Origin of the sequence: Streptomyces sp. SAI-170 (assembly GCF_049739565.1) — a bacterium.
GTDB lineage: Bacteria > Actinomycetota > Actinomycetes > Streptomycetales > Streptomycetaceae > Streptomyces.
On record NZ_JBMGQD010000001.1, the window covers coordinates 7,351,811 to 7,377,421 of the forward strand.

Below are 25,611 nucleotides of genomic sequence, written 5' to 3' on the forward strand. Positions count from 1 at the left end.
GACTTGGCCAGGGGGCTCGTCAGCCCACCAGGTCCAGCACCGGCCGCAGCCCGTCCGGGCGCCGCTCGGCCGGCAGCGGGTCCACGAAGTGCACCGGACAGCCGAGCACGGCCGCGCCGCCGTCCGCCCGCCGGTCGTCACCCACCATCAGCACCTCCCGCGGCTCGGCGCCCAGCGCCTCGCACGCCGTACGGAACAGCCGCGGATCGGGCTTGCGGATGCCGTGCTCGTACGACAGGACGTACGCGTCGACGAAGGGGTCGAGGCCGTGGGCGCGGAACACCGGGCGCAGATCCCAGCCGATGTTGCTGACCACGGCCACCCTGATCCCGCGCTCGCGCAGCCCCCCGAGGACCTCGGCCGCGTCCGGGTACGCCGTCCACGCGGCGGGCGTCCTGTGGCGCTCGTACAGCGCGTCGTGCAGCCCCGGATCCGGCAGGACGACCTGACGGGACAGGCCCGTGTACGCGGCCCGTGGCAGCTCGGCGCTCTCGTCGCGGGTCTCCCACACCTCGGCCAACTGCCCGGGCACACGCAGCGGCGGCGCCCCGCCCGGCAGCGCCCCGGCCTCCTCCAGCGCCCGCGCGGTGTCCGCCAACTCCCGCTCGGACAGCGCGATCCGCGCGTCGGAGAGCACCGCGCCGAGCCAGGACTCGGCGGACTCGATACGGAAGAGGGTGCCGGAGAAGTCGAACATCACAGCGAGCATGATCGGAGTGTAGGGTCCCGCTTTCGCCCTACGGCACCGAGCCGGGCGTCCGCCGGGGCGGCTCGGGGCGCCACCGCTGATGCGCCGCCACCGCCAGGGCGACGAGCGTCCCGCCCAGGAGCCAGCCTCCGAGCACGTCCGTGAGCCAGTGGACGCCCAGCCAGACGCGGGTCAGCCCCACCCCGACGACCGAGACGGCGGCCACCGCCAGCCCGGCCCGGAACAGGCCCCGGCCCGCGCCGAAGCCGCGCAGCAGCCACAGCAGCAGACCGCACACCACGGTGGCCGTCATGGCGTGCCCGGACGGGAAGGCCGCGTAGTGCGCCGAGTCGACGGGGTCGGGCCACACCGGGCGCTCCCGGTCGACCGCCGCCTTCAGGCCCTGTTGCACGAGGGTGCCGACGGCGACGGTGAGCGCCAGCCAGGATGCCGTCCACCAGGCCGCTCTGCGCCACACCAGCCACAGGATCACTATCAGGCACAGCAGACGCATGGTGGTCGGGTCCCAGACCCAGTCCGTCAGGATGCGGCAGGCGTGGGTGAGCGTCCGTTCGTCCACGGCCCAGCGGTGCGTGGTGCGGGCGACCTCGCGGTCGGCGGAGATCAGCGGGTGCCATGCCGTGCCGACCAGCACGAGGAGGACGAGTGAGCACCCGGCCAGGGCGCCGGCGAGGCGCAGGGCGCTCCGCTTGGGGGCGCGGGTCGGTGAGGCGGTGGTCATGCTGCGATCCTCGCGGAAAGTGGCATTCCGGAGCCAATCCCTACGGGGTTTTGCCATGGGGCTTTCCGTTCGTTGCCGAGTGCAGGCAGTCGTGGCGACCAGCCACATCGGGCCCGCAGCCGCCTACTGTCCCAGCGCGCGCAGGCCCGGGACGAAGGCCACCAGCAGCGGAACCACCGGGATCAGCGCGGCCGTCGCCGTCAGGCGCAGCCGGCGGGCCGCGGTGAGGCGGTCCGGCGGGGCGAGCAGGCGGTGCACGCGCTGGGTGACGTGGGCCTGGGCCGCGGGGCCGGGGCCGAACACACCGCGGCCCTCGTTGAGTTCCACCAGGGCCAGCGCGGTCGTGAGCCGCCCGAAGCGCCGCGAGGCCATGTCGTCGGCGGCCAGCTCGACCAGCCGGTGCATCTCGTCGCGGAACGCCGCGAACACCGGGACCTGCGGAAATCCGGCGGCGAGCGCGGCCGAGCAGTGCAGCAGCCAGTCGTGGCGCGCCTGCGCGTGGCCCTGTTCGTGCGCGACGACGGCGTCGAGCTGGCGTCCCTTGAGCCGGCGCAGCGCCGCGGTCGTGATCACCAGGCGGGGCGTCGCGCCCGACAGCCACCAGGCGTCCGGCCGCTCGCCCTCCAGCACCACCAGTGGTCCGCCGCCGGGCTCCTCGCCGGGCAACAGCGGGGCCCGGACGAGCAGTTCGGCCCGCCGCTGCCGACCCCTCGCCCGCGCCCGGACGACCTCGCGCACCAGCATCGCCCCGCTCCACAGCCCGGCGAGCGCCAGAGCCACCGCCGTGGCCGCCGCCCAGGGGCCACCGGCCGCGCCGAGGGCGTAGGCCTCCACGACCGGGCGCGGGGCCGGGGCGAACAGATGGCCGCGCACCGCCTGCCAGGCGGCCGCCGCGCTCAGTGTCATCGACAGCGCACAGCACAGCAGCACGGCCGCGACCACGCACTGCCACGCCCACAGCGCGACCACCGGCTCACGGTCGGGCCAGTCGACCCGGGACAGCAGGCGGGGCGCGACGAAGGCGGTCAGGGCGCCGAGCAGCATCAGTGCCACGGGGACCATCATGTCCGCCACCCTAAGAGCCCCGGCTACTGCGCGGTACGGCCCGCGGCGGCAAGTGACGCAGACCACGGTTTCGTACGGCCGTGGCTCACAAGGCGCCGGTACGGCCGGAGTTCACCACGCGCACGTACACCCGGGTTCACCACGCGCACGTACACCCCGGGTGCACAACGGGCATGTACAGCCGGGGTTCAGGACATGCAGGTGCAGCCGGGTTCAGGACGCGCAGGTGCAGCCGTGGTTCACAACGTCAGCAGCATCGCCACCATCGCGATCCCCATCGACAGCCGGCAGGCCCGCGACAGTTCCGGCCGGTCGCCCCATGCGACGGCCCCGCCCGGCCCGGCCGGAGCACCGGCGACGGGCACGAGCCGCGCGCCGGACAGCAGCACGTATCCGCTGAAGTACAGCAGCAGTACGCCGGTCAGCGCGGGCACACCGGAGCCGCCGTGGCCGTGGCCGCCGGGGGAGCCGGCCATCGCCAGGGCCATGTACACCATGGCCGTGTCGCCGACCAGGTGATGCAGATGGTGCGCGTCGGAGCGCGCGGCCCACAGCGCGTGCAGCGCGGCCCCGGCGAACAACGCCGCGTAGGCGGCCGCGGCCCACGGCGGCGGCGCGAACACCGCGGCGGGCACCGCCATCGCGGCCATCCCGAATCCCATGAGCGCCTCGGTGCCCGCGCTGCGGCGCTGTTCCTCGACCCCGCTGCGCATGCGCAGCAGGCAGTACGCGCCGGTCGCGGCACACAGCGCGACGAGCAGCCAGCCGGGCGACGCCGGTCCGTGCACACGTACCCCCTCGCTCGAAGGTCGCTCCAGCGAAGCGATGCCCGAGCCGTGCGGGGCGTACGCAAGCGCAAGGGTGTACACGGGGAGCACGCGAGGGAGCGCGGCGCCTGTCTTCCTCCCGCGGCCGGCGGCGCAGGCCGCCTCAGATGCCGGGCCGCAGGCGCAGCGGATGCTCGGCGGGTACCTCCACCAGCACGATCTCGGTGCCGTCCGGGTCCCTGATCCACATCTCGACCAGGCCCCACGGCTCGGTGACCGGAGGCCGTACGATGTCGACGCCCTTGGCGCGCAGTTCCTCGTGCGCCGCCGCCACGTCCGCGACCTGGAGCCACAGCCGCACCGCCGGCGACGGCCCCTCCTCGGTGCGCCCGGACACCTCCAGGAATCCGCCGCCGAGGAAGTAGACGGTCCCGCGCTCCGGCCCCGTACCGAACTCGCGGTACACGGCGAGGCCCAGATCACCGCCGTAGAAGGCCCGTGAGCGCTCGGGGTCGTGGGGGCGCAGGAGGATGCGGCTGCTCAGTACATGCACCATGGCCTCGGAGCGTAGTGGTGGAGTTAGGCTCGTCCTGCCTCAGCCGCGCCACAGAACGGAGCCGCCTCCATGGAATCCGCCGTCACCGCCACCGGACTGACCTTCCGCGACGCCACCGACGCCGATGTGGACGCCCTCGTCGCGCTGATCGAGTCGGCGTACCGGGGGGACGCCAGCCGGGCGGGGTGGACGACCGAGGCGGACATCCTGGAGGGGCAGCGGACCGATGCCGAGGGCGTGCTCGCGGTGATCAAGTCGCCGGACAGCAGGCTGCTGACGGTGGAGCGGGACGGCGAGGTCGTCGCCTGCTGCCAGCTCGAACACCGCGGTGATCACGCCTACTTCGGGATGTTCGCGGTCAGCCCCCGGCTGCAGGGCGCGGGTCTGGGCAAGGTGATCATCGCGGAGGCCGAGCGGCAGGCCCGCGCGACCTGGGGCGTGACCGAGATGCACATGACCGTGATCTCCGTGCGCGACGACCTCATCGCCTGGTACGAGCGCCGCGGCTACCGCCGTACGGGCCGGATGACTCCCTTCCCGTACGGCGACGAGCGCTTCGGCATCCCGCAGCGCGACGACCTCCAGTTCGAGCTGCTGGTCAAGCCGCTGGGGTGAGTCTCACGCGGTGAAGCGGCCGGTGCGTTTGATGTCCGGGTGGTCGGTGGTCGCGCCGTCCAGCTCCAGGGCGCGCACCAGCCGCAGATGGTCCTGGTTGTTGACCACCCAGCCGAAGATCCGCAGATGCGCCGCGCGCGCCCGCTCCACGACCTCCAGGGTGATCCTGCGGATGTTCAGACAGAGGGTCGGGGCACCGGCCGCCACCGCGCGGTCCACGATGTCGGTGCCGTAGTGGCTGCCGATGAGGGCGGTACGGACGCCCGGTACCAGGCGCGCGATCTCGGTGACCGCCTCGTCGTGGAACGAGGACACCTCCACGCGGTCCACGAGGCGCCGCTCGCGCAGCACCTCGGCCAGCGCCCGCGCCGCCGCCACGTCCTTGATCTCGGCCTGGAGCGGTGAGCGCACCGCGTCCAGCACCTCCTCGAAGACCGGGATCCGCTCGCCGCGCCCGGCGTCCAGGGCCCGCAGCTCGGCGAGCGTCTTGTCGGCCACGGCGCCGGAGCCGTCCGTGGTGCGGTCCACGTCCTCGTCGTGGATGACGACGAGGGCGCCGTCCTTGCTCAGATGCAGATCCAGCTCGATGACGTCCAGGCCGGCGTGCTCGGCGGCGACGAAGGACCTCAGGGTGTTCTCGGGCTCCACGCCCATGACTCCGCGGTGACCGATGGTGAGGAAGTTCAAGGCAGACCTCGCTTCCGTCGACGGCAGTCGGGGCCGCAGCCTAACCGCCCGCGCGCGCCGTGCACCCGGACGTGCAAGGAAGCGCGGAAGCATCCCTTCCCGGGCCGTGATGCAGAAAAACCTACGGTGACCAAGGGGGGTCGACAGAAGAATTTCCCGAGGTCCTCTTGCTGGACGCAACCGCATATGCCTACGGTGTCCTTACGCGAGGTTCTCCCGTGGAGGATGGGACATGACGGAAATTCTTGTGCAGGCGGCGACGGGGGAGCAGCTTTCTCCCACGGCCAGGGTGGTGGAGCACCCGGCATGGCCGGTGCTCAAGGATGCCGTGGAGCAGATCCGGCCCTGGCAGTCGAAGGACGGCTCCATCGACTTCGAGGCCGAGGGTGCCCCCGGGCGTGCCGACGCCGAGGCCGCGGTGCGCCGGATCACGGACGCCGTCGAGGCGCTCTCCCCGCTGCTCCCGCACGACGCCGAGTACCACAAAGCCCTGGTCACCGACCTGAGCCGGTGGGCCGCCGAGGGCTTCCAGGTGCCGGACTTCCTGGACTCGCTGCTGGCCTTCCACCCCGCGGCGACCCGCGCGGACGGCCTGCAGCACCTGGTCGTCTTCCCGATGTACACGCAGAACGGCAACCCCGACCGCAACCTCGAAGCGGTCGTGCTGCGCATGGTCTGGCCCGACTGGCTGGCCGAGTTGGAGCGCACCCGCTACGACAACCCGCTGTTCTGCGGCATCAAGTTCGAGGACTTCACGGCCGGCTACGACACCAACTCCGCCGTGCTCTTCCCGGAGACCATCGCCGTGCGCGAGGCGCCGGAACGATTCACCTGGGGCGGTATCTTCTGCGACCGCGAGGCCGCCCGCTTCCGCCGCGTCACCGACGCCGCCGTGGACATCCTGGGCCTGGAGCTGCCCGAGGACATCGCCGCGATGGTCCACGACCAGAAGCGCTGCGAGGAGGCCTTCGTCCTCTGGGACATGGTCCACGACCGCACCCACAGCCACGGCGACCTGCCGTTCGACCCCTTCATGATCAAGCAGCGCCAGCCGTTCTGGATGTACGGTCTGGAGGAGCTGCGCTGCGACCTCACCGCCTTCAAGGAGGCCGTGAAGCTGGAGGCCGACGGCGTCCCGCAGGCCCGTGACGTGCAGTACGCCGTGCTGTTCGACCGGATGTTCCGCTTCCCCGTCACCGGCGACCGCAACCGCAACTACGACGGCCTCGGCGGGCAGCTGCTCTTCGCCTACCTGCACAAGCACGACGTGGTGCGCTGGACCGACAACAAGCTGTTCATCGACTGGCAGCGCGCCCCGCAGGTCACCAACCAGCTGTGCGCCGACATCGAGAAGCTCTACCGCGACGGCATCGACCGCCCCAAGCTCGTGCACTGGTTCGCCGGCTACGAGCTGGTCTCCACCTACCTCGCCCCGCACCCCGGCTCCAAGTGGGCCAAGGGCCCGGACGCCCTGGACCTGACCCAGCCGCCGCGCAAGCTCGTCGATGACGTGCTTCCGGACGAGTTTCCGCTCAGCATGTTCTATGAGGCACTGTCCAAGAAGCTCAAGAACGTCATCGCGTCGACCCGCGGCATCACCGCGTCCGGCGCCGAGCGGGTCGCCGCGTGAGCGACCGCCTCCAGAACACGGCCGTGAAGGGGAAGAACATGGGGAACGGGGCTCTCGACGGTGCGGTGATCGCGGTGGCCGGCGCGGGTGGACCCGCCGGCCGGGCGGCACTGCTCCGCCTCGCCGAGGCCGGCGCCACGGTCATCGGCGCCGACAACGACCCGGAGCGGCTCGCCGAGGCCGTGGACGCGGCGCGCTACGCGTCCGGCGGCGCCACGGTGACCGGCGAGACGGTCGACCTGCTCGACCTGCAGTCCACCCGCGACTGGGCCGCGCGCACCGAGAAGGAGTTCGGGCGCGTCGACGGCCTGGTCCACCTGGTGGGCGGCTGGCGCGGCAGCGAGACCTTCACCAAGACCAGCCTCGACGACTGGGACTTCCTGGAGCTGCTGCTGGTGCGCACCGTGCAGCACACCTCGCTCGCCTTCCACGAGGCGCTCCAGCGCAGCGACCGCGGCCGCTACGTCCTGATCAGCGCCGCCGGCGCCACCAAGCCGACCGCGGGCAACGCCGCGTACGCCGCGGGCAAGGCCGCCGCGGAGGCGTGGACGCTGGCCATGGCCGACTACTTCCGCAAGGCCGGGGGCGAGCAGGGGGCGACGTCCGCTGCTGCGATCCTGGTGGTGAAGGCGTTGGTCCACGACGCGATGCGTGCCGAGCGGCCCAATGCGAAGTTCGCGGGCTTCACGGACGTCAAGGACCTCGCCGAGGCGATCGTGGGCGTCTGGGACAAGCCCGCCGCGGAAGTGAACGGAAACCGTCTGTGGCTCACCGAGAAGCCGTGAACCCGCCGAAGACCGACGCGCGTCGCCACCACGACCCCGAGGTCCGCGGTTTCGCCAGCGACAACTACGCCGGGGCGCATCCGGAGGTGATGGCCGCCCTGGCGCTGGCCAACGGCGGCCATCAGGTGGCGTACGGCGAGGACGACTACACCGAGAACCTCCAGGGCATCGTCCGCAGCCACTTCGGGCCCACGGCGGAGGCGTTCCCGGTCTTCAACGGCACCGGCGCGAACGTCGTCGCGCTCCAGGCGGTCACCGACCGCTGGGGCGCGGTGATCTGCGCCGAGAGCGCGCACATCAACGTCGACGAGGGCGGCGCACCGGAGCGGATGGGCGGCCTGAAGCTGCTCACCGTGCCCACGCCGGACGGCAAGCTCACCCCCGAGCTGATCGACAAGCAGGCCTGGGGCTGGGAGGACGAGCACCGCGCGATGCCGCAGGTCGTCTCGATCACCCAGAGCACCGAGCTGGGCACCCTCTACACGCCCGACGAGATCCGCGCGATCTGCGAGCACGCCCATGCGCACGGCATGAAGGTGCACCTGGACGGCTCCCGGATAGCCAACGCGGCCGCGTCCCTGAACGTGCCCATGCGCACCTTCACCAACGCGGTCGGCGTCGACATCCTCTCCCTCGGCGGCACCAAGAACGGGGCCCTGTTCGGCGAGGCCGTCGTCGTGATCAACCAGGACGCCGTCCGGCACATGAAGCATCTGCGCAAGCTGTCCATGCAGCTCGCCTCCAAGATGCGCTTCGTGTCGGTCCAGCTGGAGGCGCTGCTCGCCAAGGACCTCTGGCTGCGCAACGCCCGTCACGCCAACGACATGGCCCAGCGCCTCGCCGAGGGCGTCCGCGCGGTGCACGGCGTGGAGATCCTCTACCCGGTGCAGGCCAACGGCGTCTTCGCCAGGCTGCCGAACGCGGTCAGCGAGCGGCTGCAGAAGAAGTTCCGGTTCTACTTCTGGGACGAGGCCGAGGGCGTCGTGCGCTGGATGTGCTCCTTCGACACCACGGAGGAGGACGTGGACGCGTTCCTCGCGGCGCTCAAGGAGGAGATGGCCCGCTAGACGGCGCCCCACACGAGCGCATAGATATGCGGTCACCTGAAAAGTCATTGACTGTCGGGTGATCGCATTTCTATGCTCTGCAGCCATGGAGCTGATCCAGAACACGCCTGACCTGTCCGCGTACTTGGCCGCTGACGAGGTCATCGACCATCACCACCCGCTCGTCCGCGAGACAGCGGCACGTCTGGCCGACGGTGCCGACGACTCGTATGACTATGCGCGGAGGGCCTTCGATTTCGTCCGCGACACCATCCCCCACTCCGCCGACACCGGCGATCCTCGAGTGACCTGGCGCGCCTCCGACGTCATCGAGCAGCGCACCGGCATCTGCTACGCCAAGTCCCACGCTCTGGCCGCGCTGTTGCGCGCCGAGGACATCCCCACGGCCCTGTGCTACCAGAAGTTCGAGGCGGTCCACGGCCTGGTGGCGGTCCGGTTCAACGGTGCCTGGCATCGACTGGACCCGCGCGGCGGAGAGGCGGGGTCGCGCGCCCGCTTCTCCCTCACCGGGGAAGGACTGGCCTTCACGCCGGATGCCGAGGCCGACGAGGTCGACTACCCGACCCTGTACGCCGCCCCGCATCCTGACGTCGTCCAGGCCCTCAAGGCCGCCCCCGACTGGCCATACCTCTCAAGGACGCTCCCCACAGAACTCCCCTAGGGGCGCGGGGAACTGCGCGACCAGCCACGAACCACCCGCACCCGGCCACGCACACCAGACCCCCCGACGAAAGGCCGAAAAACCCTCCCGCTAGGGTCCACCGCATGAACGACGGGGGAGCGACACAAGACGTGGTGACGGTCGACGAACAGGGTGGCGGCCGGTGGTCGTGGCTGAGACGGCACCGACTGATGGCCTCGGCCATCGCCCTCGCCGTCGTCGCAGGAGGCACCACCGCCACGATCACGCTCGCCGCAGGCGAAGACACCCCGCCCTGCCAGACCGTCCCGGAATCCACCCGCACCCTCGCCGACCGGCCCGCGGCAGCGACCCGCGCACTGGACCCCGGCGACGACCTCTCCCGCTTCGACGCGGTACGCGAACTCCTGCGGTACGACAACCCCTGCGGCGACGGAGCCGAGGTGCTCGGCGCGGTCGTCGAGGCCGCCACCCGGGCGCCCGGCCCCGGCACCCCGCACAGCCTCGCCCAGGCGCGCGCCGCGTACGGGGTCGCCGCCGCCCTGGACGGCGCCGAGGTGCCCGAGGGCATGGCCCCCGCGGTGGCCCGGATGCTCGCCGACTATGTCGTGGACGAGGCCCGATACCTCATGCACGACGACGAGTCCGGCGGCCCCGCGGTGTCCGCCGAGGCCGCCGCGCCGGACCCGTACGGCTGGACGTCGTACGGCCGTTTCCTCGCCCCCGGCGAGGCCCACACGGACTTCGAGTACGACCAGCCCTACGGACCCGCCGAGGCCGACCCGGAGATGCTCGTGGCCGAACTCGCCGAGGACCCCGAGGCGTTGGCGATCCTCTACGACGCCGAGCGCGCCTACTTCGCGCACTACCTGGAGCGCCTGACCACCCAGGGCGGCGACCCGGCCTTCCGCCCCGACCCGAAGGAGAAGAGCGACTACGCCAGCACCCCGACGACCTGGCCGGACAACGACCTGGAGGACATCGCCGAACGCGTCGGCAACCTGATGAAGCACCGGGCCGCCCTGGCCCGGGAGGGCACGACCGACGACCTCGCCGCGTACGACGACGTCGTACGCCGGCATCTGCGCGGCACCTACCGGGCCGCGCCGGACCAGGTCACGACCCGTCCGCCGATGGCCGCCATCGCCGCGCGGCCGGTCGGCGGGCCGCTCGAGGGCGACCCGATGGACGGCCGGCACCAGCTGTTCACGGTGTTCGACGCCTGGGCGAAGGACCGTGGTGTGCCCGCGGGGCGGGCCGCCGCGATGCGGCAGATCATCGACGACGCCTATGTACGGGGTCTTTGGATGAGGTTCTGAGGCACCGCTCGGGTCTCAGCCCGTCACGCGCAGCCCGGTGCAGTCCCGCTCCCGGACCTGCGCCTGAGCGAACGCCTCCAGCAGCTCCCGCTGTTCGACCTTGCCGACGCCCGGGATGCCCTTGTCGGCGGAGAGGGCGAAGCTCGCGGTCTCACCGTCGCAGGTGGCGGTCGCCGTCAGGCTGCGCGGCACGCCCTCGTAGGTGACCAGACGCCCGCTCCAGTCGCCGTACCAGGCGGCGAACGTCATCCCCAGCTCGCCCTCGCCGTTCTCGTCGTCCTGTCCGGTGAGCAGATCACAACGGCCGGTGGGCGCGGCGGCGTTGAGCCCGTCGGCCAGCCGCCACTCGGACGGCCGCGGCAGTACGGCCTTCAGCGCGCGGGCACAGGCGCTGTCGGCCGCCTCGCCGAAGGGGACCGTGCGCAGGTCGTCCTCGGGGTCGGGCGGTGCGGCGTCGCCCTTCGGCGCGTCGAGCGGCTCGGCACCGCAGCCGAGCCGGTCGGAGGCGGCGGCGACCAGCGCGACGGCGGTCTCGTAGGCGGCGCGCTGCCCGGCGGCGGCCTCCCGGCCGAACGCCGTGCGCACCAGCATGCGGCGCTGCCGTCCGTCGTCGTCGCGGCCCAACTCCGGGCAGGGGACGAGGAACTGGAGGCTGCCGAAGCGGTCGGTGAAGCCGGGCAGTCCGTCGGGCAGGGCCGCCTGCGGGGTGAAGCCCTCCCCGTCGAAGAGGGACCTGTACTCCCGGTCCTGGTCGTCCCGCCGGGTGTACGCCTCGGCCCTCAGCAGCAGTTCGCTGTCGCCGTCCTCGTCCTCGAAGGACACGGAGCAGCTGAAGGAGCCCAGCCGTTCGTGCGTGGCCGACTCGGCCTCGGTGAAGTGCGAACCGTGCACAGCCAGTTCGCGGACCGCGTCACCGGGCAGGCCGCCCGCGCACGCGCTGCGCAGCAGCATCCAGTCCTGGACGTACGGCTCGGCGATCCAGCCGCCGATCCCCAGCACGGCCACAGCCGCCACCGCCACTTTGACCCAACGCCGCATCGAAGCGCCCCCGTCAGCCGCCGACCGTCCGCCTTACCGCGGGGACCCTACCGGCCGCACTCGGGCGGTACGGACGCGGGGTCGGCCGCCCGAACATTGCGCGCCGAGGTATCCGGGGTCCGCCGGCGCGGGTCAGCCGGCCTCGGCCGCGCGGACCTCTTCGGGCGTCGGCGCGGTGCCGCCCAGGTGGGCCGGGAGCCACCAGCTGTCCTCGGGGCCCTTGGGGCGGCTCGGGTAGGCGCGCTGGGCGGCCTCCAGCAGTTCCTGCACGCGCCCGCGCAACTGGCGGGTGATCGCGCCGGCGTACTTGTCCTTGGGCGCCTCGACCGCCTCGCCCACGCGGATGGTGACCGGGAGGTGGCTGCGCCGGAAGTTGCGGGGGTGGCCCTTGGTCCACAGCCGCTGGGTGCCCCACACGGCCATCGGGATCAGCGGGACGCCCGCCTCCTGGGCCATGCGCGCGGCACCGGACTTGAAGCTCTTGAGGGCGAACGACTGCGAGATCGTCGCCTCGGGGAACACGCCGACCACTTCGCCGGAGCGCAGCGAGCGCAGCGCGTGCTCGTAGGCCGCCTCGCCCTGCTTGCGGTCCACGGGGATGTGCTTCATGCCGCGCATCAGCGGGCCGGACACCTTGTGCCGGAACACCGACTCCTTGGCCATGAAGCGCACCAGGCGCTTCTGCGGCAGCGCCGCCAGGCCGTTGAAGACGAAGTCCAGGTAGCTGATGTGGTTGCTCACCAGCACGGCGCCGCCCGACCGCGGGATGTTCTCGGAACCCTCGCAGTCGATCTTGAGGTCCCAGACCTTGAACAGCGTCTGGGCGAACCCGATGACGGGGCGGTACACGAGCTCAGCCATAGGTGGGACGGGCCCTTTCTGCTCTGCCTGGGAAAGGGGGCTCCCGGCGGGAAGTTACGCAGCCGTAGGTTTTACGGCATGTCGCAGATCGTGCCCCAAGAACGCGTGGGGAGCCAGCCCGCGTGCCCCTCGAGGGCGAGATCCTCGTCACGTCGCCCCGTGATCCACCTCGGTGTTTTAACGGCCCTTTACTCCGGGCGTACCGTCAGCCTCCGGAGCAGCAGGTACATCTCGCACCCCAGGCAGTAGCCGAACGCCGCGTTGAGGAAGGCCGCCGCGAGCGCCGCCCCGGTCGCCGTGAGACCCAGCCATTCGACGCCCGCCGCGTACCCGGCAAGCCCCACGCCGGCGAAGACCAGCCCCACCGCCTGCGCGAACCTCGGCGGCTCGGGCGCCTCGAAGTCCGTGGGCGGCCCGAGCCGCGGCCGCACCAGCCTGCGGAACACCCAGCCGTAGGGCGAACGCCCCACCCCGCCCGCCGCGCCCAGCGCGAACGCCAGCGTCTGCCAGGCCAGCAGCCAGGCGCTCCCGGTGACCAGAACGGCCGCGAGCACCACGGCCGTCACGGCCGCGCCGAACCGCGGCCCCCTCACGTCGATGTCCATGAAGCAAGCATTCCGTATGCCGGACCGTGCCAGGGCCCGGGAATCTTTGCGGTCGTGTGAACGCTGCACCCGAGGATGACCGGACTTGTGGTGTGCGTGGCGGTGCTCGCGGCGGCGAGCGCCTTCGGAGTGCTGCATCGGCGGCGGAACGGGAGAGTACGGGTGCGCGGGCGCGACGAGGGCAAGCTGCTCGGGCCGGCCGAGCTGGGCGAGGAACTGGGCGAGCGCGCCACGCTGGTGCAGTTCTCCAGCGCCTTCTGCGCGCCCTGCCGGGCCACCCGAAGGGTGCTCGGCGAGGTCGCCGCGCTGGTGCCCGGTGTCACCCATGTCGAGATCGACGCGGAGGACCGCCTGGAGCTGGTCCGCGCGCTGGACATCCTGAAGACCCCGACCGTGCTGGTCCTCGACGCGAGCGGCCGCGTGGTGCGGCGGGCCGCGGGACAGCCCCGTAAGGCGGACGTCATCGCGGCCCTCGGGGAGGCGGTCGGGGCGCAGTGAGGCCGCTCCCATATCCCGGGACGTACTTGACTGGGCGTACCACATATCGCCAGCCTGGCCGGTATGCCTTCGGAACTCCTTCTCCACGGACGGGTGCACATCGACCTGGTCCGCACCGCGAGCGCACGCTGTCCGGGTTGCTGAGCACCCGCGACCCGCTCGTCCCCTCCAGCAGAAGGACAACTCCATGACGGCCACGTCCGACCTCGGCACCGTCCAGCTCGCCTCTCCCGACCTGCTGCGCTCCGTCTTCCGGCGGCACGCGGCGGGTGTCGCGGTGATCACCGCGCGCGGTGCCGCAGGCCCCGTCGGCTTCACCGCCACCTCCCTCACCTCGGTGTCCGCCGAGCCCCCGCTGATCTCCTTCGGCATCGGCACCGGTGCCTCCAGCTGGCCCGCGATCGCCGAGGCCGAGCACGTGGGCGTGCACATACTCGGCGAGCACCAGCAGGCGCTCGCCACCACCTTCGCCCGCAGCGGCGCCGACCGCTTCGGCCCCGCCACCGCCTGGCACGAGGGCCCCGAGGGCGTGCCGGTCCTGGACGACGTGCCGGCCTGGCTGATCGCCCGGGTCGTGAGCCGCGTACCGGCCGGAGACCACCGGATCGTGCTGGCCGAGGTCGTGCTCGGCGACCCCTCGGGCGCGGGCCGCCCGCTCCTCTACCACCAGGGCCGGTTCACCGCTCTGCGGGATTGATCACGCCTCGCCGCTTCTGCGAAGCCGTCCGATTCCGGTTACGCTGCGTTGCGAAGGTCACAGTTCAAAGCGCTTGCTTAGCGGGCAGGAACTGGGTGTACTGACGAGTAATATTTCGGTCGGAGCGCGGTGTCGCCCCGACCGGGATCGGCCACTTGAGGCGCCTATGCTGCCTGCAAGAGGCAGCCGAAAAATGACGATTGCAGTAGGAGAGCCGGCGTGAGCTTGAGGATCGTTGTCACTGTGAAGTACGTGCCCGACGCCACTGGCGACCGGCACTTCGCCGATGACCTGACCGTCGACCGGGACGACGTGGACGGTCTGCTCTCCGAGCTCGACGAGTACGCCGTCGAGCAGGCGCTGCAGATCGCCGAGAACTCGGACGACGACGTCGAGGTCACCGTCCTGACGGTCGGCCCGGAGGACGCCAAGGACGCCCTGCGCAAGGCGCTGTCCATGGGCGCCGACAAGGCGATCCACGTCGAGGACGAGGACATCGAGGGCACCGACGCCATCGGCACCTCCCTGGTGCTGGCCAAGGCCATCGAGAAGGCCGGCTACGACCTGGTCGTCTCCGGCATGGCCTCCACCGACGGCACCATGGGCGTCGTCCCGGCCCTGCTGGCCGAGCGCCTGGGCGTCCCGCAGGTCACCCTGCTCTCCGAGGTCTCCGTCGAGGACGGCACCGTCAAGGGCCGCCGCGACGGCGACGCCGCCTCCGAGCAGCTCGAGGCCTCCCTGCCGGCCGTCGTGTCGGTCACCGACCAGTCCGGCGAGGCCCGCTACCCGTCCTTCAAGGGCATCATGGCGGCCAAGAAGAAGCCGGTGGAGTCCTGGGACCTGTCCGACCTGGACATCGACGCGGACGAGGTCGGCCTGGAGAACGCCTACACGGTCGTCGAGTCGGCGGAGCCGCGCCCGGCCCGCACGGCCGGCACCATCGTCAAGGACGAGGGCGAGGGCGGCAAGCAGCTCGCTGAGTTCCTCGCGGGCCAGAAGTTCATCTGAGCCCGATCAGTCGCTGACCGCCCCTCAACTTCGTTACGCAGGAGAGCATTCCCATGGCTGAAGTCCTCGTCTACGTCGACCACGTGGACGGTGCCGTCCGCAAGCCGACCCTCGAGCTGCTGACCCTGGCCCGCCGCATCGGCGAGCCCGTCGCCGTCGCGCTGGGCAACGGCGCCGCCGACACCGCCGCCGCCCTCGCCGAGCACGGCGCGGTGAAGGTCCTCACCCACGACGCGTCCGAGTACGCCGACTACCTGGTCGTGCCGAAGGTCGACGCCCTCCAGGCCGCGGTCAAGGCCGTCGAGCCGGCCGCCGTGCTGGTCCCGTCCTCCGCCGAGGGCAAGGAGATCGCCGCCCGTCTGGCGCTGCGCATCGGCTCCGGCATCATCACGGACGCCGTCGACCTCGAGGCCGGCGCCGAGGGCCCGGTGGCCACCCAGTCGGTGTTCGCCGCGTCCTTCACCACCAAGTCCCGTGTCTCCAAGGGCACCCCGGTCATCACGGTCAAGCCGAACTCGGCTGCCGTTCAGGCCGCCCCGGCCGCGGGTGCGGTCGAGGCCCTCGCCGTGACCTTCTCCGACAAGGCCACCGGCACCAAGGTCACCGCGCGCACCCCGCGTGAGTCGACGGGCCGCCCGGAGCTGACCGAGGCCGCGATCGTCGTCTCCGGCGGCCGTGGCGTCAACGGCGCGGAGAACTTCGCGATCATCGAGGCCCTCGCCGACTCCCTCGGCGCGGCCGTCGGCGCCTCGCGCGCCGCGGTGGACGCCGGCTGGTACCCGCACACCAACCAGGTCGGCCAGACCGGTAAGTCGGTCTCCCCGCAGCTGTACATCGCCTCCGGCATCTCCGGCGCGATCCAGCACCGCGCGGGCATGCAGACCTCGAAGACCATCGTGGCCATCAACAAGGACCCCGAGGCCCCGATCTTCGAGCTGGTCGACTACGGCGTCGTCGGCGACCTGTTCGACGTCGTCCCGCAGCTGACCGACGAGGTCAAGGCCCGCAAGGGCTGATCGCCGCCGCCCGGCTGTCCGAGGCCCCCGTGACCCACGCCGGTCACGGGGGCCTCGGCGTGCCGGGGTGCTGTACTGAGGGTGTTGACCAGTCGGAGGTCCCCGGATAACTTTCATTCAACGGATTATTGATTCCGTACAGTGGAAAACAGGAGGGTGTGGGATGGGTCAGGGCCAGCAGGAGAAGGTGCCGACGAGCCTCGCGGGCACCGTCAGCGAGGAGATCAGCGCCTCCCTCGCCGAGGTCGACGCCGAACTGGAGCGCGTGTACCCCGGAGACCCCGGCACCCGCCAGCCCGTCCACACCGTCTACGTCCCCGGTGACGTCTTCGCCGCCGACACCCTGCGCACCTGGGGCGACCAGGCCCTCGCCGCCCTCGACGAACACGCCCCCGACGCGGCCTCCTTCGCCGCGGTGCTGGGCCTCTCGGACGAGCTGGCCGAGCCGGTGTACTCCCGCGTCCGCGCCAAGCTGGAGCGCGAGCCGATCGAAGACCTGCGCGTCGACTTCGAGGACGGCTACAAGGGCGCGGACGAGGACCAGGACGCGGCCCGCGCCGCCCGCCTGATCGCCGAGGCCTACGCGAACGGCACCGCGGCCCCGTACATGGGCATCCGCATGAAGTGCATGGAGGCCCCGGTCCGCGACCGCGGCATCCGCACCCTCGACATCTTCCTCACCGGCCTGATGCAGGCGGGCGGCCTGCCCGACGGGCTCGTCCTCACCCTGCCCAAGGTGACCTACCCCGAGCAGGTCACCGCCATGGTCCGGCTTCTGGAGTCCTTCGAGAAGGCGCACGCCCTGGAGCCCGGCCGGATCGGCTTCGAGATCCAGATCGAGACCAGCCAGTCCATCCTCGCCGCCGACGGCACCGCCGCCGTCGCCCGGATGATCCAGGCCGCCGAGGGCCGCGCCACCGGCCTGCACTACGGCACCTTCGACTACAGCGCCTGCCTCGGCGTGTCCGCCGCCTACCAGGCCAGCGACCACCCCGCAGCCGACCACGCCAAGGCGATCATGCAGGTCGCCGCCGCGGGCACCGGCGTACGCGTCTCCGACGGCTCCACCAACGTCCTGCCGGTCGGCTCCACCGCCAAGGTCCACGACGCCTGGCGCCTGCACTACGGCCTCACCCGCCGCGCCCTGGCCCGCGCCTACTACCAGGGCTGGGACATGCACCCCGGCCACATCCCCACCCGCTACGCCGCCGTCTTCGCCTTCTACCGCGAGGGCTTCGAGCAGGCCGCCGCCCGCCTCGCCCGCTACGCCAGCCACACCGACGGCGACGTCATGGACGAGCCCGCCACCGCCAAGGCCCTCAGCGGCTACCTCCTGCGCGGCCTGGACTGCGGCGCCCTCGACATCGCCGAGGTCGCCCGCCTCACCGGCCTCACCCGCGCCGACCTGGAAGGCTTCGCGGCGCCGAGGCGCGGTGACCTGACGGCTTCGGCGAAGTAGCGGAATCGTCACAGCAGCCACCGGCGACTGCCGCTGTCACCCCTGCCCCGTAGTCTGTACGGCACTCATGGACGTGTCACAGGAACGGGGCAGCGGTGTCTTCGGGGGAGTACGGCGAGCACGGCCGGTACGGCCACAGGGACGGGGTCGGCAGACTGCTGGCCGGGCGCTACCGGGTCACGGCGCGGCTCGGGCGCGGCGGCATGGGCGTGGTCTGGCGGGCCGTCGACGAGGTCCTCGGCCGTGAGGTCGCCCTCAAGGAACTGCGCACCTACACCGACTCCGGCGGGCCCGAACTCGCCGACCTGAGGCTGCGCATGCAGCGCGAGGCCCGCGCCGCGGCCCGGGTGCGCCACCCCGGCGTGGTCGCCGTGCACGACATCGCGGAGGTCGACGGCCGCCCGCTGATCGTCATGGAGCTGGTGGACGGCCCCTCCCTGGACGACGTCCTGCGCGAGCGCGGCACCCTCGACCCGCGCGAGGCGGCCGGGATCGGCGCCAAGGTGATGGACGCCCTGGCCGCCGCCCACCGCGTCGGCGTCCTGCACCGCGACGTCAAGCCCGGCAACATCCTCCTCGACCGTTCCGGCCGGGTCGTCCTCACCGACTTCGGCATCGCCGCCATGGACGACCCGGGCGACGGCTCCGCCACCCACCTCACCCGCAGCGGCGAGATCATCGGCTCCCTGGACTACCTGGCACCCGAACGCGCCCAGGGCGGCGATCCCGGCCCGGCCTCCGACATCTGGGCCCTCGGCGCCACCCTCTACGCGGCCGTGGAGGGCGACTCCCCGTTCCGCCGTACCTCGACGTTCTCGACCCTCACCGCCATCGTCTCCGAGCCGCTCCCGGAGCCGCGCAGGGCCGGCCCCCTGGGCCCCGTCCTGGCCGCCCTCATGGCCAAGCACCCCGACGCCCGCCCCGACGCCGACCGGGCCCGCGAACAACTGGAGTCGGTGGCAGCGGGGCCCGGCACGGACGTCCCCACGTCCTCCCTGCACGGCAGCCCGGCTTCCCCTCGCACCGAGACGGAACTGAGCGTGCCGTCGGTGCCGCCGGGGTTCGGGCCCGCGCAGCCATGGCCGGGTGCGGCCGGGCACACCCCCGCCGCCCCGACCGGTGTCCCGGCGACGAACCCCACCGCCACGACCACCCCGCCGCCCCGTCGGAAGCGCGGCCGCGCCCTTCTGGCCGCCGCGGCCGTCACCGTCGTACTCGCCGCGGCCGGGATCACGGTGGCGCTGCTGGACAGACCGGGCGACGCGGAGCCGGGAGCCGCGCCCGGCGCGTCGGCGGCGGCCATCAGCGGGTCGGCGTCGGTGGCCGGCGCGCAGTCGGCGAGCGCACGGGCCACCGACGCGAGCGCGAAGGCCGAGGCGTCCGAGAAGGGCGAAGCGGCGTCCCCGAGCGCTTCGCAGACACGGGCGGACAAGGACAACAAGGGGGACGAGGAGGACGAGCAGAACAAGGACGAGACGGGCGCAGGCACCTCCACCGGCCGGACCGCGAGCCCGGCCCCCTCCAAGACTCCGACGAGCGGTACGGGCGACGGCGGCGGCACCGCCACCCAGGAACCCGCCCCCGTCTGCCACCCGATCGACGGCGGCAAGTACAACTGCCAGGTCTGGCGCACCGCCAAGTCCTACACGGCGTCCGGCACCGAGGTCGGCATCCTCGGCGCGGGCACCAACTATTTCTACTGCCAGCAGAACCTGGGCCGCCGCGAGACGTACGGCGAGTGGACGAACGTGTGGTGGGCCAGGACGGACGACGACAGCGGCAACACGAACGTGTACGTCAGCGACGTCTACATCCAGGGCGGCGACAACGACGCCCCGGTGCCCGGACTGCCCGTCTGCTGAGGACGGACGTACGCCTCGAGGCCGGACGCCGTCACCAGCTTCTCCTCGGCGAACAGCAGCGTGCCGGCCTCGCACAGCGCCGCGTCGGCACGCGCCCGGGTGACGAACTCCTCGGGCGTCATCCCGAACAGCTCCCGCAACCGCGGGACGGCGAGGAGGAGTTCGGTGATCAGCGCCCGCTGACCCGGGTGCGAGCGCGGCGCGCCGGTGCCGTTGTGCAGGACGCCGCGCCGGTTGACGTACGAGTACACGCCCGGCAGCGCCTGCCCGTCCTCCAGTTCCACGCGCACGACGGAGTCGGGCAGCCAGGCCCGCCGGAAGTTGCCGGCCGGCAGCGGGACGCCCTCGCTGGCGTCGACCACCGCGAGCTGCTCGGCGTCCAGCCACGTCACGAACAACTCCCGTACCGCGTGCGGCACATGGACCGGCGAGGCGGAGACGTAGCCCATGCGGCTGACATGCGCGGAGACGCCCACGGCGATCCCGCTGACGCGCGCCCTGACCATCGGCAGGGGAGCGCGAATGCCCGACAGGGCCATCTTGCGGCGCAGTTGGGCGGGGGAGGCGTTGGAGCCGACGGCGAGCACGGGGGTGCGCTCGGGGTGGACCAGACGGTCCAGCGGTAACAGCCGGTCCCCGTCGAGGAGTCCGGACCGTGAAGGCCATACGCCCGGGTAGCTCAGCGGGTCGTCCCGCGGCACGCCGGCCAGCCCCAGGGCCTCCAGCGTGTGCACGTCCGGCTCGTCCATGGGCCGCTCAGTCCGCGGGCGGCAGCTCGCCGGAGCCGCGGGTGACCAGCCGGGTGGGCAGTTCGATCCGCTCGGGCGTGACCAGGGTGCCGTCCAGCTGGCGGAAGAGCCGCTCGGCGGCGGTACGGCCGAGCGCCGCCGCGTCCTGGGCGACCACGGTCAGTCCGGGCTGGAGCAGGTCGGCCAGCTCGATGTCGTCGAAGCCGACGAGGGCGACACGCCGGGTGTGCTCGGCGAGCACCCGCACGACGGTGACGGTCACCCGGTTGTTGCCGGCGAAGATCGCGGTGACCGGGTCGGGCCCGGACAGCATCTCCTCGGCCGCCCGCCGCACCCGCACCGGGTCGGTGACGCCCAGGGACATCCAGGACGCGGCGACCGGTATCCCCGCGTCCTCCATGGCGGCCCGGTAGCCGCGCAGCCGCTCGGCCGCGGTGTGGATACGGGGCATGTCACCGATGAACCCGATCCGGCGGTGCCCGTGCGCGATGAGGTGGGCCACGCCGTCGCGGGCGCCGCCGTAGTTGTCCGACAGCACCACGTCCGCGTCGATGCGCCCGGCGGGCCGGTCCACGAACACCGTGGCCACCCCCGCCCGGATCTCAGGCTCCAGATAGCGGTGGTCGTCCCCGGCCGGGATCACCACGAGCCCGTCCACCCGCCGCGCGCACAAGGCCAGCGCCAGTTCCTGCTCGCGGTCCGGGTCCTCGGCGCTGGAGCCGTTGATCAGCAGCGCGCCATGGGCGCGGGCGACCTCCTCGACGGCGCGGCTGAGCGGGCCGTAGAAGGGGTCGGCGAGATCCTCCAGGACCAGGCCGATGCTGGCGGTGCGGCCCTTGCGCAACACGCGCGCGCTGTCGTTGCGGCGGAAACCGAGCGCCTCGATGGCGTCCTGCACACGCCGTTCGGTGTCGGGCGTGACGCCCGGCTCGCCGTTGACGACCCGGGAGACCGTCTTCAGGCCGACCCCGGCCCGCGCGGCCACGTCCTTCATCGTCGGGCGGTTTCCGTAGCGGGCGGCGGTGAGTCCGTCTGCTCGGCGGATGGCATCGGCCACGGTGCGGTGTCCTGTCCTGTGATCCACGGTGATCACGTTCGATCTAGGGCGTGCGTCGATCCGAGGATTGTATGAGGATGTGGCGTCGAGCATAGAGCCTGGACAACGTTGTCATACGCAGGGGAGACTGTCCACCGCACTCTGCGGCCCCGCGCGCCCCACATCCGGACGGGACTGCACCTTTCCTGCACTGTCCCAGGTTGACGGGGAGAACTGACCTTGACGCACACCGCCCTCGTGGCCGCGCTCGACATCGGCGGCACCAAGATCGCCGGCGCGCTGGTGGACGGCGACGGCCGCCTTCTGGTGCGCGCTCAGCGCCCGACGCCCGCCCGGGAGGACGGTGACACGGTGATGGGCGCGGTCCGCGAGGTGCTGCGGGAACTGAGCGCCTCGCCCCTGTGGAGCCGCGCGAACGCCGTCGGCATCGGCAGCGCGGGTCCGGTGGACGCCTCCACCGGCACGGTGAGCCCGGTGAACGTGCCCGGCTGGCGCGACTATCCGCTGGTCGAAGGCGTCCGGGAGGCGACCGGGGGACTGCCGGTCCGGCTGATCGGCGACGGCGTGGCCATCACGGCCGCCGAACACTGGCAGGGCGCGGCCCGCGGCCACGACAACGCCCTGTGCATGGTCGTCTCCACCGGTGTCGGCGGCGGCCTGGTCCTCGGCGGACGCCTGCACCCCGGCCCCACCGGCAACGCCGGGCACATCGGCCACATCAGCGTCGACCTCGACGGCGATCCGTGCCCCTGCGGCGCGCGCGGCTGCGTGGAGCGCATCGCCAGCGGCCCCAACATCGCCCGCCGCGCCCTGGAGTCGGGCTGGCGGCCCGGTCCCGACGGCGACACCTCCGCCGCCGCGGTGGCCGCCGCCGCCCGCGCCGGTGACCCCGTCGCCGTCGCCTCCTTCGAACGCGCCGCTCAGGCCCTCGCCGCCGGCATCGCCGCCACCGCGACCCTCGTCGAGATCGACATCGCGGTCGTCGGGGGCGGCGTCGGCAAGGCGGGCGAGATCCTCTTCACGCCCCTGCGCAAGGCCCTCGCCGACTACGCGACGCTGTCCTTCGTCCAGCGCCTCACGGTCGTCCCCGCCCGCATGGGCACGGACGCCGGTCTGGTGGGAGCGGCGGCCGCCGCCCTGACGGGCCGTACGGCAGCGGGCGTCTGACACTCCGGCCCTTATTTCGGTTGCGGCTCGATCGATCCGCCCGCTGAGGTGGATTCATGGACCGGGCCACCGAGCAGGCGCAGCGGACGAGACCACGACGTGACCGCAAGGGCGTGCTGCGACCGTCTCCGTCGGCCAGGGTGGCTGTGCTCGGGGCGCTGATGCTCGGCGCGTTCACGCTGAACACGGCCGAGAGCCTGCCGGTCGGTCTCCTGGAGCAGATCTCCGACAGCCTGCGGGTGCCGGAGGCGGCGGTCGGACTGCTCGTCACCGGATACGCCGTGACGGTGGCTGTCGCCTCCGTGCCGTTGGCGCACGCGGTGCGGCAGGTGCCCCGGCGGCAGGTGCTCATGGGGCTGCTGGCCGCGCTGGTCGTGGCCAGCCTTGTCGCCGCCCTGGCCACCTCCTACGGGCTCCTCCTCGCCGCGCGGCTGCTGACCGCGCTCGCGCAGGCCCTGTTCTGGGCCGTGATGGGGCCGGTGGCGGTCGGGCTGTTCCCGGTCGAGGTGCGCGGGCGGGTCGTCGGGGCGCTGTCCATGGCCGGCTCGCTCGCACTCGCGCTCGGTGTGCCGGCCGGAACATGGCTGGGCAGGCAGAGCGACTGGCGGGTGCCCGTCGGGCTGCTCGCCGTCCTGGGCCTCGTCTCGCTCGTCACGATCGCCGCGCTGCTGCCGGCCTCCCCGCCGGAGGAGGAGCCCGCCGCCTACGGCACCCGCCCCGACGCGCGCCGCTTCAGGACCGTGCTGGCCGCCGGGACCCTGTCCGCCGCGGGAGCCTTCGCCGGATACACCTACGTCGTGACGTTCCTCGGCCGGGTGAGCGGCTTCTCCCCGGGCGCGGTCGACGTCCTGCTCGTGGTCCTCGGCGCCGCCTGCCTGGCCGGGGTGAGCCTCACCGGGTCGCTGCTGGACCGCTTCCCGCGCTCCGCGCTGACGACGGCCGTGGCCACCCAGACCGTGGGCCTGCTCGGGCTGTACGCGGCCGGCTCCCACCCTGTCGCGGCGGTGGTCTTCCTGGTGCTGACGGGCGGGGCGCTCGGCCCGGTGTTCATGGCCATCCAGAACGAGATGCTGCACTGCGCTCCGGGCCGCACCGACCTCGCCCTCGCGGCCAACTCCGGCCTCTACAACGCCGGTATCGCCGCGGGCGCCGCTCTCGGCGGACTCGTGCTGTCGCTCGCCGACGTGCGGGGCGCCTTCCTCGCCGGCGGGGTGCTGGGCGTGGCGGCCTGCGCGGTGCTGCTGGGGCCCTTCGCGAGGCCACGCCGGTCTGTGTCGTCGTACGGCAGGAAGGCGCCAGTGGGGCCCGTGCGCTGACGGCGTCTCGGCGCACGGGCCCCACGCCTGGGGTCAGCCCGCGTGGACCGGGGTCTCGAAGGCCTTGGTCCCGGGGCCGGGTTCAGGTGCTCCGGCCTGGCGGCCCGGTGCCTTGGCGTTGATGAGGACGCCCGCGACCAGCGCGGCCAGCAGCATGATGCCCGCGGAGATCCAGGTGGCCACGGAGTAGCCGTGCACCGTGGCCTCCGCGAGTGCCGCCCTCACCTGCGGGGTCTGCCGCGTGGGGTCGATCCGGTGGTCGGTCAGCCAGTCCGAGGTGGCGCCGGCCGCGATCGTGTTGAGCAGCGCGGTGCCGACCGAACCGCCCACCTGCTGCATGGTGTTGAGCGTCGCCGAGGCCGCCCCCTGCTCCTGCGGGGCGACCCGCCCGGTCGCCGTGGAGATCGCCGCCATGAAGGTGACACCCAGGCCGAGGCCCATCATGCAGATGCCCGGCAGGACACGGCCTGCGTAGGGCGCGTCGACATCGATGGTGGCCAGGACGGCCAGCCCGCCGGCGGCCAGCGTCAGACCGGGCACGATCAGCGTCCGGGCCGGCACCTTCTGCAGCAGCCGCGCCGAGATCTGCGTCGACCCGATGATCATCGACGCGGTCATCGGCAGGTACGCCACACCGGTCCGCAGCGGCGACCAGCCCTTGATGCCCTGCAGATAGAAGGTCAGGAACAGGAAGACGCCGAACATGGAGATGGTGACCAGGGCCATCGTCACGTAGGCGCCCGCCCGCTGACGGTCCCTCACGATGTGCAGCGGCAGCAGCGGCGTCCGGGCGCGGGTCTGCCACAGGGCGAAGAGCCCGAGGAGCGCCACGCCGCCGATCAGCAGCGTCAGCACCAGACTGTCGTCCCAGTCACGGGACTCGGCCTCGCTGAAGCCGTAGACGATGGACAGCACCCCTGCGGTGCCCAGCAGGGCGCCCACGATGTCCAGCCGGGCGCCCGCCGTGCGGCCCGGGTCCTTGAGCAGCACCAGCGCGCCGACCACCGCGACGGCGGCCACCGGCGCGTTGACGTACAGGCACCAGCGCCAGTCCAGGTACTCGGTCAGGGCGCCGCCCACCAGCATGCCGATGGCCCCGCCTGCGCCCGCGATCGCGCCGAACACACCGAAGGCCTTGCCGCGTTCGCGCGGGTCGGTGAACGTCGTGGTCATCAGCGACAGCGCGGCCGGGGCCAGCAGCGCGGCGAAGACGCCCTGCAGGGCCCGGGCCGCGAACAGCATGCCGGGCCCGGTGGCGGCGCCGCCCAGCGCGGACGCCACGGCGAAGCCGATCAGTCCGACGACGAAGCTGCGCCTGCGTCCGAACAGGTCACCGAGGCGGCCGCCGAGCAGCAGCAGACCGCCGAAGGCGAGCGTGTAGGCGGTGATCGCCCACTGCCGGTTGCCGTCGGTCATGCCGAGGTCCTGCTGCGCGGACGGCAGGGCGATGTTCACGATCGTCATGTCCAGCACCACGATCAGCTGGGCGAGAGCGATGACCACCAGCGCCCACCAGCGGCGGGGGTCGGGGGAGGGCGGGGAAGAGGCGCCTGTGCTCAGGTCTGTGCTCATGTCCATGCTCCTGTCCGTGCCTTTCGTGCAGCGACAACCACGAGACGTCGCCCGTGCCGCCCCTGTGACACCGCCGTCGTGTGACGTGGGCCACCCGCCGCGATGTCACAAAGCGGCGGCCACCGGCGTCTTGTGCGCATGGCAG

Annotated in this window: 27 protein-coding genes; 15 read left to right on the plus strand and 12 right to left on the minus strand. The window is 72.5% G+C overall.

What is annotated here, in order from left to right; translation table 11 throughout:
* Positions 1–19 precede the first annotated feature (19 nt).
* The 5 genes from RKD23_RS33125 to RKD23_RS33145 form a co-directional block, all read right to left on the minus strand.
* On the minus strand, positions 20–709 hold the full coding sequence (locus tag RKD23_RS33125; RefSeq protein WP_424857039.1) for an HAD family hydrolase: 690 nt from the start codon (positions 707–709) through the stop codon (positions 20–22).
* A 28-nt stretch (positions 710–737) separates the two neighbouring features.
* Positions 738–1,430: a phosphatase PAP2 family protein gene (locus tag RKD23_RS33130; RefSeq protein WP_424857040.1), complete on the minus strand. Its 693-nt coding sequence runs from the start codon at positions 1,428–1,430 to the stop codon at positions 738–740.
* 123 nt (positions 1,431–1,553) lie between these two features.
* Positions 1,554–2,495 (minus strand): M56 family metallopeptidase, encoded by a 942-nt coding sequence (locus RKD23_RS33135; protein WP_424857041.1) that lies wholly within the window; start codon positions 2,493–2,495, stop codon positions 1,554–1,556.
* A 239-nt stretch (positions 2,496–2,734) separates the two neighbouring features.
* The gene (locus RKD23_RS33140) at positions 2,735–3,283 is read right to left on the minus strand and encodes a DUF5134 domain-containing protein (RefSeq protein ID WP_424857042.1); all 549 of its coding nucleotides are present in this window, start codon (positions 3,281–3,283) and stop codon (positions 2,735–2,737) included.
* Positions 3,284–3,425: 142 nt separating this feature from the next.
* A complete protein-coding gene (locus RKD23_RS33145) occupies positions 3,426–3,818 on the minus strand; it encodes a VOC family protein (protein ID WP_424857043.1) in 393 nt (130 codons plus the stop codon).
* Positions 3,819–3,887: 69 nt separating this feature from the next.
* On the opposite strand from RKD23_RS33145, the gene RKD23_RS33150 reads away from it, so the two are divergent.
* Complete coding sequence (locus RKD23_RS33150) at positions 3,888–4,433, plus strand: GNAT family N-acetyltransferase (protein WP_424857044.1); 546 nt, start codon at positions 3,888–3,890, stop codon at positions 4,431–4,433.
* 3 nt (positions 4,434–4,436) lie between these two features.
* On the opposite strand, the gene RKD23_RS33155 is transcribed toward RKD23_RS33150, so the two are convergent.
* On the minus strand, positions 4,437–5,120 hold the full coding sequence (locus RKD23_RS33155) for a glycerophosphodiester phosphodiesterase (protein WP_424857045.1): 684 nt from the start codon (positions 5,118–5,120) through the stop codon (positions 4,437–4,439).
* A gap of 232 nt (positions 5,121–5,352) precedes the next feature.
* Between RKD23_RS33155 and RKD23_RS33160 the strand changes: the two genes are divergently transcribed.
* The 5 genes from RKD23_RS33160 (at position 5,353) to RKD23_RS33180 (ending at position 10,561) form a co-directional block, all read left to right on the plus strand.
* Complete coding sequence (locus RKD23_RS33160; protein ID WP_424857046.1) at positions 5,353–6,750, plus strand: DUF6421 family protein; 1,398 nt, start codon at positions 5,353–5,355, stop codon at positions 6,748–6,750.
* A gap of 38 nt (positions 6,751–6,788) precedes the next feature.
* Complete coding sequence (locus tag RKD23_RS33165; protein ID WP_424857047.1) at positions 6,789–7,535, plus strand: SDR family NAD(P)-dependent oxidoreductase; 747 nt, start codon at positions 6,789–6,791, stop codon at positions 7,533–7,535.
* Positions 7,532–8,602: a threonine aldolase family protein gene (locus RKD23_RS33170; RefSeq protein ID WP_424857048.1), complete on the plus strand. Its 1,071-nt coding sequence runs from the start codon at positions 7,532–7,534 to the stop codon at positions 8,600–8,602. Before RKD23_RS33165 ends, RKD23_RS33170 begins: the two co-directional genes overlap by 4 nt.
* 85 nt (positions 8,603–8,687) lie before the next feature.
* Positions 8,688–9,263 carry a transglutaminase-like domain-containing protein gene (locus tag RKD23_RS33175; RefSeq protein ID WP_424857049.1) on the plus strand — a complete coding sequence of 192 codons (576 nt, stop codon included), beginning with the start codon at positions 8,688–8,690 and terminating at the stop codon, positions 9,261–9,263.
* Positions 9,264–9,367: 104 nt separating this feature from the next.
* Complete coding sequence (locus tag RKD23_RS33180; RefSeq protein ID WP_424857050.1) at positions 9,368–10,561, plus strand: hypothetical protein; 1,194 nt, start codon at positions 9,368–9,370, stop codon at positions 10,559–10,561.
* Positions 10,562–10,576: 15 nt separating this feature from the next.
* On the opposite strand, the gene RKD23_RS33185 is transcribed toward RKD23_RS33180, so the two are convergent.
* The 3 genes from RKD23_RS33185 to RKD23_RS33195 all read right to left on the minus strand — a co-directional run bounded on the left by RKD23_RS33185 (position 10,577) and on the right by RKD23_RS33195 (position 13,065).
* Positions 10,577–11,575 carry a hypothetical protein gene (locus tag RKD23_RS33185; protein ID WP_424857051.1) on the minus strand — a complete coding sequence of 333 codons (999 nt, stop codon included), beginning with the start codon at positions 11,573–11,575 and terminating at the stop codon, positions 10,577–10,579.
* A gap of 156 nt (positions 11,576–11,731) precedes the next feature.
* A complete protein-coding gene (locus tag RKD23_RS33190) occupies positions 11,732–12,460 on the minus strand; it encodes a lysophospholipid acyltransferase family protein (protein ID WP_424857052.1) in 729 nt (242 codons plus the stop codon).
* 188 nt (positions 12,461–12,648) lie between these two features.
* A complete protein-coding gene (locus RKD23_RS33195; RefSeq protein ID WP_424857053.1) occupies positions 12,649–13,065 on the minus strand; it encodes a DUF4395 domain-containing protein in 417 nt (138 codons plus the stop codon).
* A 75-nt stretch (positions 13,066–13,140) separates the two neighbouring features.
* Between RKD23_RS33195 and RKD23_RS33200 the strand changes: the two genes are divergently transcribed.
* The 7 genes from RKD23_RS33200 (at position 13,141) to RKD23_RS33230 (ending at position 19,605) form a co-directional block, all read left to right on the plus strand.
* Positions 13,141–13,563, plus strand: a complete 423-nt coding sequence (locus RKD23_RS33200) for a TlpA family protein disulfide reductase (protein ID WP_424857054.1) — start codon at positions 13,141–13,143, stop codon at positions 13,561–13,563.
* A gap of 63 nt (positions 13,564–13,626) precedes the next feature.
* Complete coding sequence (locus tag RKD23_RS33205; protein ID WP_399644847.1) at positions 13,627–13,707, plus strand: putative leader peptide; 81 nt, start codon at positions 13,627–13,629, stop codon at positions 13,705–13,707.
* Positions 13,708–13,750: 43 nt separating this feature from the next.
* Positions 13,751–14,260: a flavin reductase family protein gene (locus RKD23_RS33210; protein ID WP_424857055.1), complete on the plus strand. Its 510-nt coding sequence runs from the start codon at positions 13,751–13,753 to the stop codon at positions 14,258–14,260.
* Positions 14,261–14,479: 219 nt separating this feature from the next.
* Positions 14,480–15,268: an electron transfer flavoprotein subunit beta/FixA family protein gene (locus tag RKD23_RS33215; protein WP_404039303.1), complete on the plus strand. Its 789-nt coding sequence runs from the start codon at positions 14,480–14,482 to the stop codon at positions 15,266–15,268.
* Positions 15,269–15,321: 53 nt separating this feature from the next.
* Positions 15,322–16,284, plus strand: coding sequence for an electron transfer flavoprotein subunit alpha/FixB family protein (locus RKD23_RS33220; protein WP_424857056.1), 963 nt, complete (start codon positions 15,322–15,324; stop codon positions 16,282–16,284).
* A gap of 163 nt (positions 16,285–16,447) precedes the next feature.
* On the plus strand, positions 16,448–17,743 hold the full coding sequence (locus tag RKD23_RS33225; RefSeq protein WP_424857057.1) for a DUF6986 family protein: 1,296 nt from the start codon (positions 16,448–16,450) through the stop codon (positions 17,741–17,743).
* 95 nt (positions 17,744–17,838) lie between these two features.
* The gene (locus RKD23_RS33230; protein WP_424857058.1) at positions 17,839–19,605 is read left to right on the plus strand and encodes a serine/threonine-protein kinase; all 1,767 of its coding nucleotides are present in this window, start codon (positions 17,839–17,841) and stop codon (positions 19,603–19,605) included.
* Here the strand turns inward: RKD23_RS33230 and RKD23_RS33235 are convergent.
* Positions 19,551–20,354: a hypothetical protein gene (locus RKD23_RS33235; RefSeq protein ID WP_424857059.1), complete on the minus strand. Its 804-nt coding sequence runs from the start codon at positions 20,352–20,354 to the stop codon at positions 19,551–19,553. The genes RKD23_RS33230 and RKD23_RS33235 overlap by 55 nt on opposite strands.
* Before the next feature lie 7 nt (positions 20,355–20,361).
* Positions 20,362–21,438 carry a LacI family DNA-binding transcriptional regulator gene (locus RKD23_RS33240; RefSeq protein ID WP_424857060.1) on the minus strand — a complete coding sequence of 359 codons (1,077 nt, stop codon included), beginning with the start codon at positions 21,436–21,438 and terminating at the stop codon, positions 20,362–20,364.
* Between the two features lie 192 nt (positions 21,439–21,630).
* Here RKD23_RS33240 and RKD23_RS33245 point away from each other — a divergent pair, with 192 nt between their 5' ends.
* Together RKD23_RS33245 and RKD23_RS33250 are read left to right on the plus strand one after the other, a co-directional pair.
* Positions 21,631–22,578 (plus strand): ROK family protein, encoded by a 948-nt coding sequence (locus RKD23_RS33245; RefSeq protein WP_424857061.1) that lies wholly within the window; start codon positions 21,631–21,633, stop codon positions 22,576–22,578.
* 161 nt (positions 22,579–22,739) lie between these two features.
* Positions 22,740–23,894 carry an MFS transporter gene (locus RKD23_RS33250; protein ID WP_424858389.1) on the plus strand — a complete coding sequence of 385 codons (1,155 nt, stop codon included), beginning with the start codon at positions 22,740–22,742 and terminating at the stop codon, positions 23,892–23,894.
* 33 nt (positions 23,895–23,927) lie between these two features.
* Here the strand turns inward: RKD23_RS33250 and RKD23_RS33255 are convergent, their stop codons facing one another.
* Positions 23,928–25,466 carry an MFS transporter gene (locus tag RKD23_RS33255; RefSeq protein WP_424857062.1) on the minus strand — a complete coding sequence of 513 codons (1,539 nt, stop codon included), beginning with the start codon at positions 25,464–25,466 and terminating at the stop codon, positions 23,928–23,930.
* Positions 25,467–25,611 lie beyond the last annotated feature (145 nt).

What these genes read in the sequence shown, in the direction of transcription:
- RKD23_RS33125 (WP_424857039.1), bottom strand. Translation starts at nt 709, where the DNA reads ATGCTCGCTGTGATGTTCGACTTCTCCGGCACCCTCTTCCGTATCGAG.
- RKD23_RS33130 (WP_424857040.1), bottom strand. Translation starts at nt 1,430, where the DNA reads ATGACCACCGCCTCACCGACCCGCGCCCCCAAGCGGAGCGCCCTGCGC.
- RKD23_RS33135 (WP_424857041.1), bottom strand. Translation starts at nt 2,495, where the DNA reads ATGATGGTCCCCGTGGCACTGATGCTGCTCGGCGCCCTGACCGCCTTC.
- RKD23_RS33145 (WP_424857043.1), bottom strand. Translation starts at nt 3,818, where the DNA reads ATGGTGCATGTACTGAGCAGCCGCATCCTCCTGCGCCCCCACGACCCC.
- RKD23_RS33150 (WP_424857044.1), top strand. Translation starts at nt 3,888, where the DNA reads ATGGAATCCGCCGTCACCGCCACCGGACTGACCTTCCGCGACGCCACC.
- RKD23_RS33160 (WP_424857046.1), top strand. Translation starts at nt 5,353, where the DNA reads ATGACGGAAATTCTTGTGCAGGCGGCGACGGGGGAGCAGCTTTCTCCC.
- RKD23_RS33165 (WP_424857047.1), top strand. Translation starts at nt 6,789, where the DNA reads ATGGGGAACGGGGCTCTCGACGGTGCGGTGATCGCGGTGGCCGGCGCG.
- RKD23_RS33175 (WP_424857049.1), top strand. Translation starts at nt 8,688, where the DNA reads ATGGAGCTGATCCAGAACACGCCTGACCTGTCCGCGTACTTGGCCGCT.
- RKD23_RS33180 (WP_424857050.1), top strand. Translation starts at nt 9,368, where the DNA reads ATGAACGACGGGGGAGCGACACAAGACGTGGTGACGGTCGACGAACAG.
- RKD23_RS33190 (WP_424857052.1), bottom strand. Translation starts at nt 12,460, where the DNA reads ATGGCTGAGCTCGTGTACCGCCCCGTCATCGGGTTCGCCCAGACGCTG.
- RKD23_RS33195 (WP_424857053.1), bottom strand. Translation starts at nt 13,065, where the DNA reads ATGGACATCGACGTGAGGGGGCCGCGGTTCGGCGCGGCCGTGACGGCC.
- RKD23_RS33200 (WP_424857054.1), top strand. Translation starts at nt 13,141, where the DNA reads ATGACCGGACTTGTGGTGTGCGTGGCGGTGCTCGCGGCGGCGAGCGCC.
- RKD23_RS33205 (WP_399644847.1), top strand. Translation starts at nt 13,627, where the DNA reads ATGCCTTCGGAACTCCTTCTCCACGGACGGGTGCACATCGACCTGGTC.
- RKD23_RS33210 (WP_424857055.1), top strand. Translation starts at nt 13,751, where the DNA reads ATGACGGCCACGTCCGACCTCGGCACCGTCCAGCTCGCCTCTCCCGAC.
- RKD23_RS33220 (WP_424857056.1), top strand. Translation starts at nt 15,322, where the DNA reads ATGGCTGAAGTCCTCGTCTACGTCGACCACGTGGACGGTGCCGTCCGC.
- RKD23_RS33225 (WP_424857057.1), top strand. Translation starts at nt 16,448, where the DNA reads ATGGGTCAGGGCCAGCAGGAGAAGGTGCCGACGAGCCTCGCGGGCACC.
- RKD23_RS33235 (WP_424857059.1), bottom strand. Translation starts at nt 20,354, where the DNA reads ATGGACGAGCCGGACGTGCACACGCTGGAGGCCCTGGGGCTGGCCGGC.
- RKD23_RS33250 (WP_424858389.1), top strand. Translation starts at nt 22,740, where the DNA reads ATGCTCGGCGCGTTCACGCTGAACACGGCCGAGAGCCTGCCGGTCGGT.
- RKD23_RS33255 (WP_424857062.1), bottom strand. Translation starts at nt 25,466, where the DNA reads ATGAGCACAGACCTGAGCACAGGCGCCTCTTCCCCGCCCTCCCCCGAC.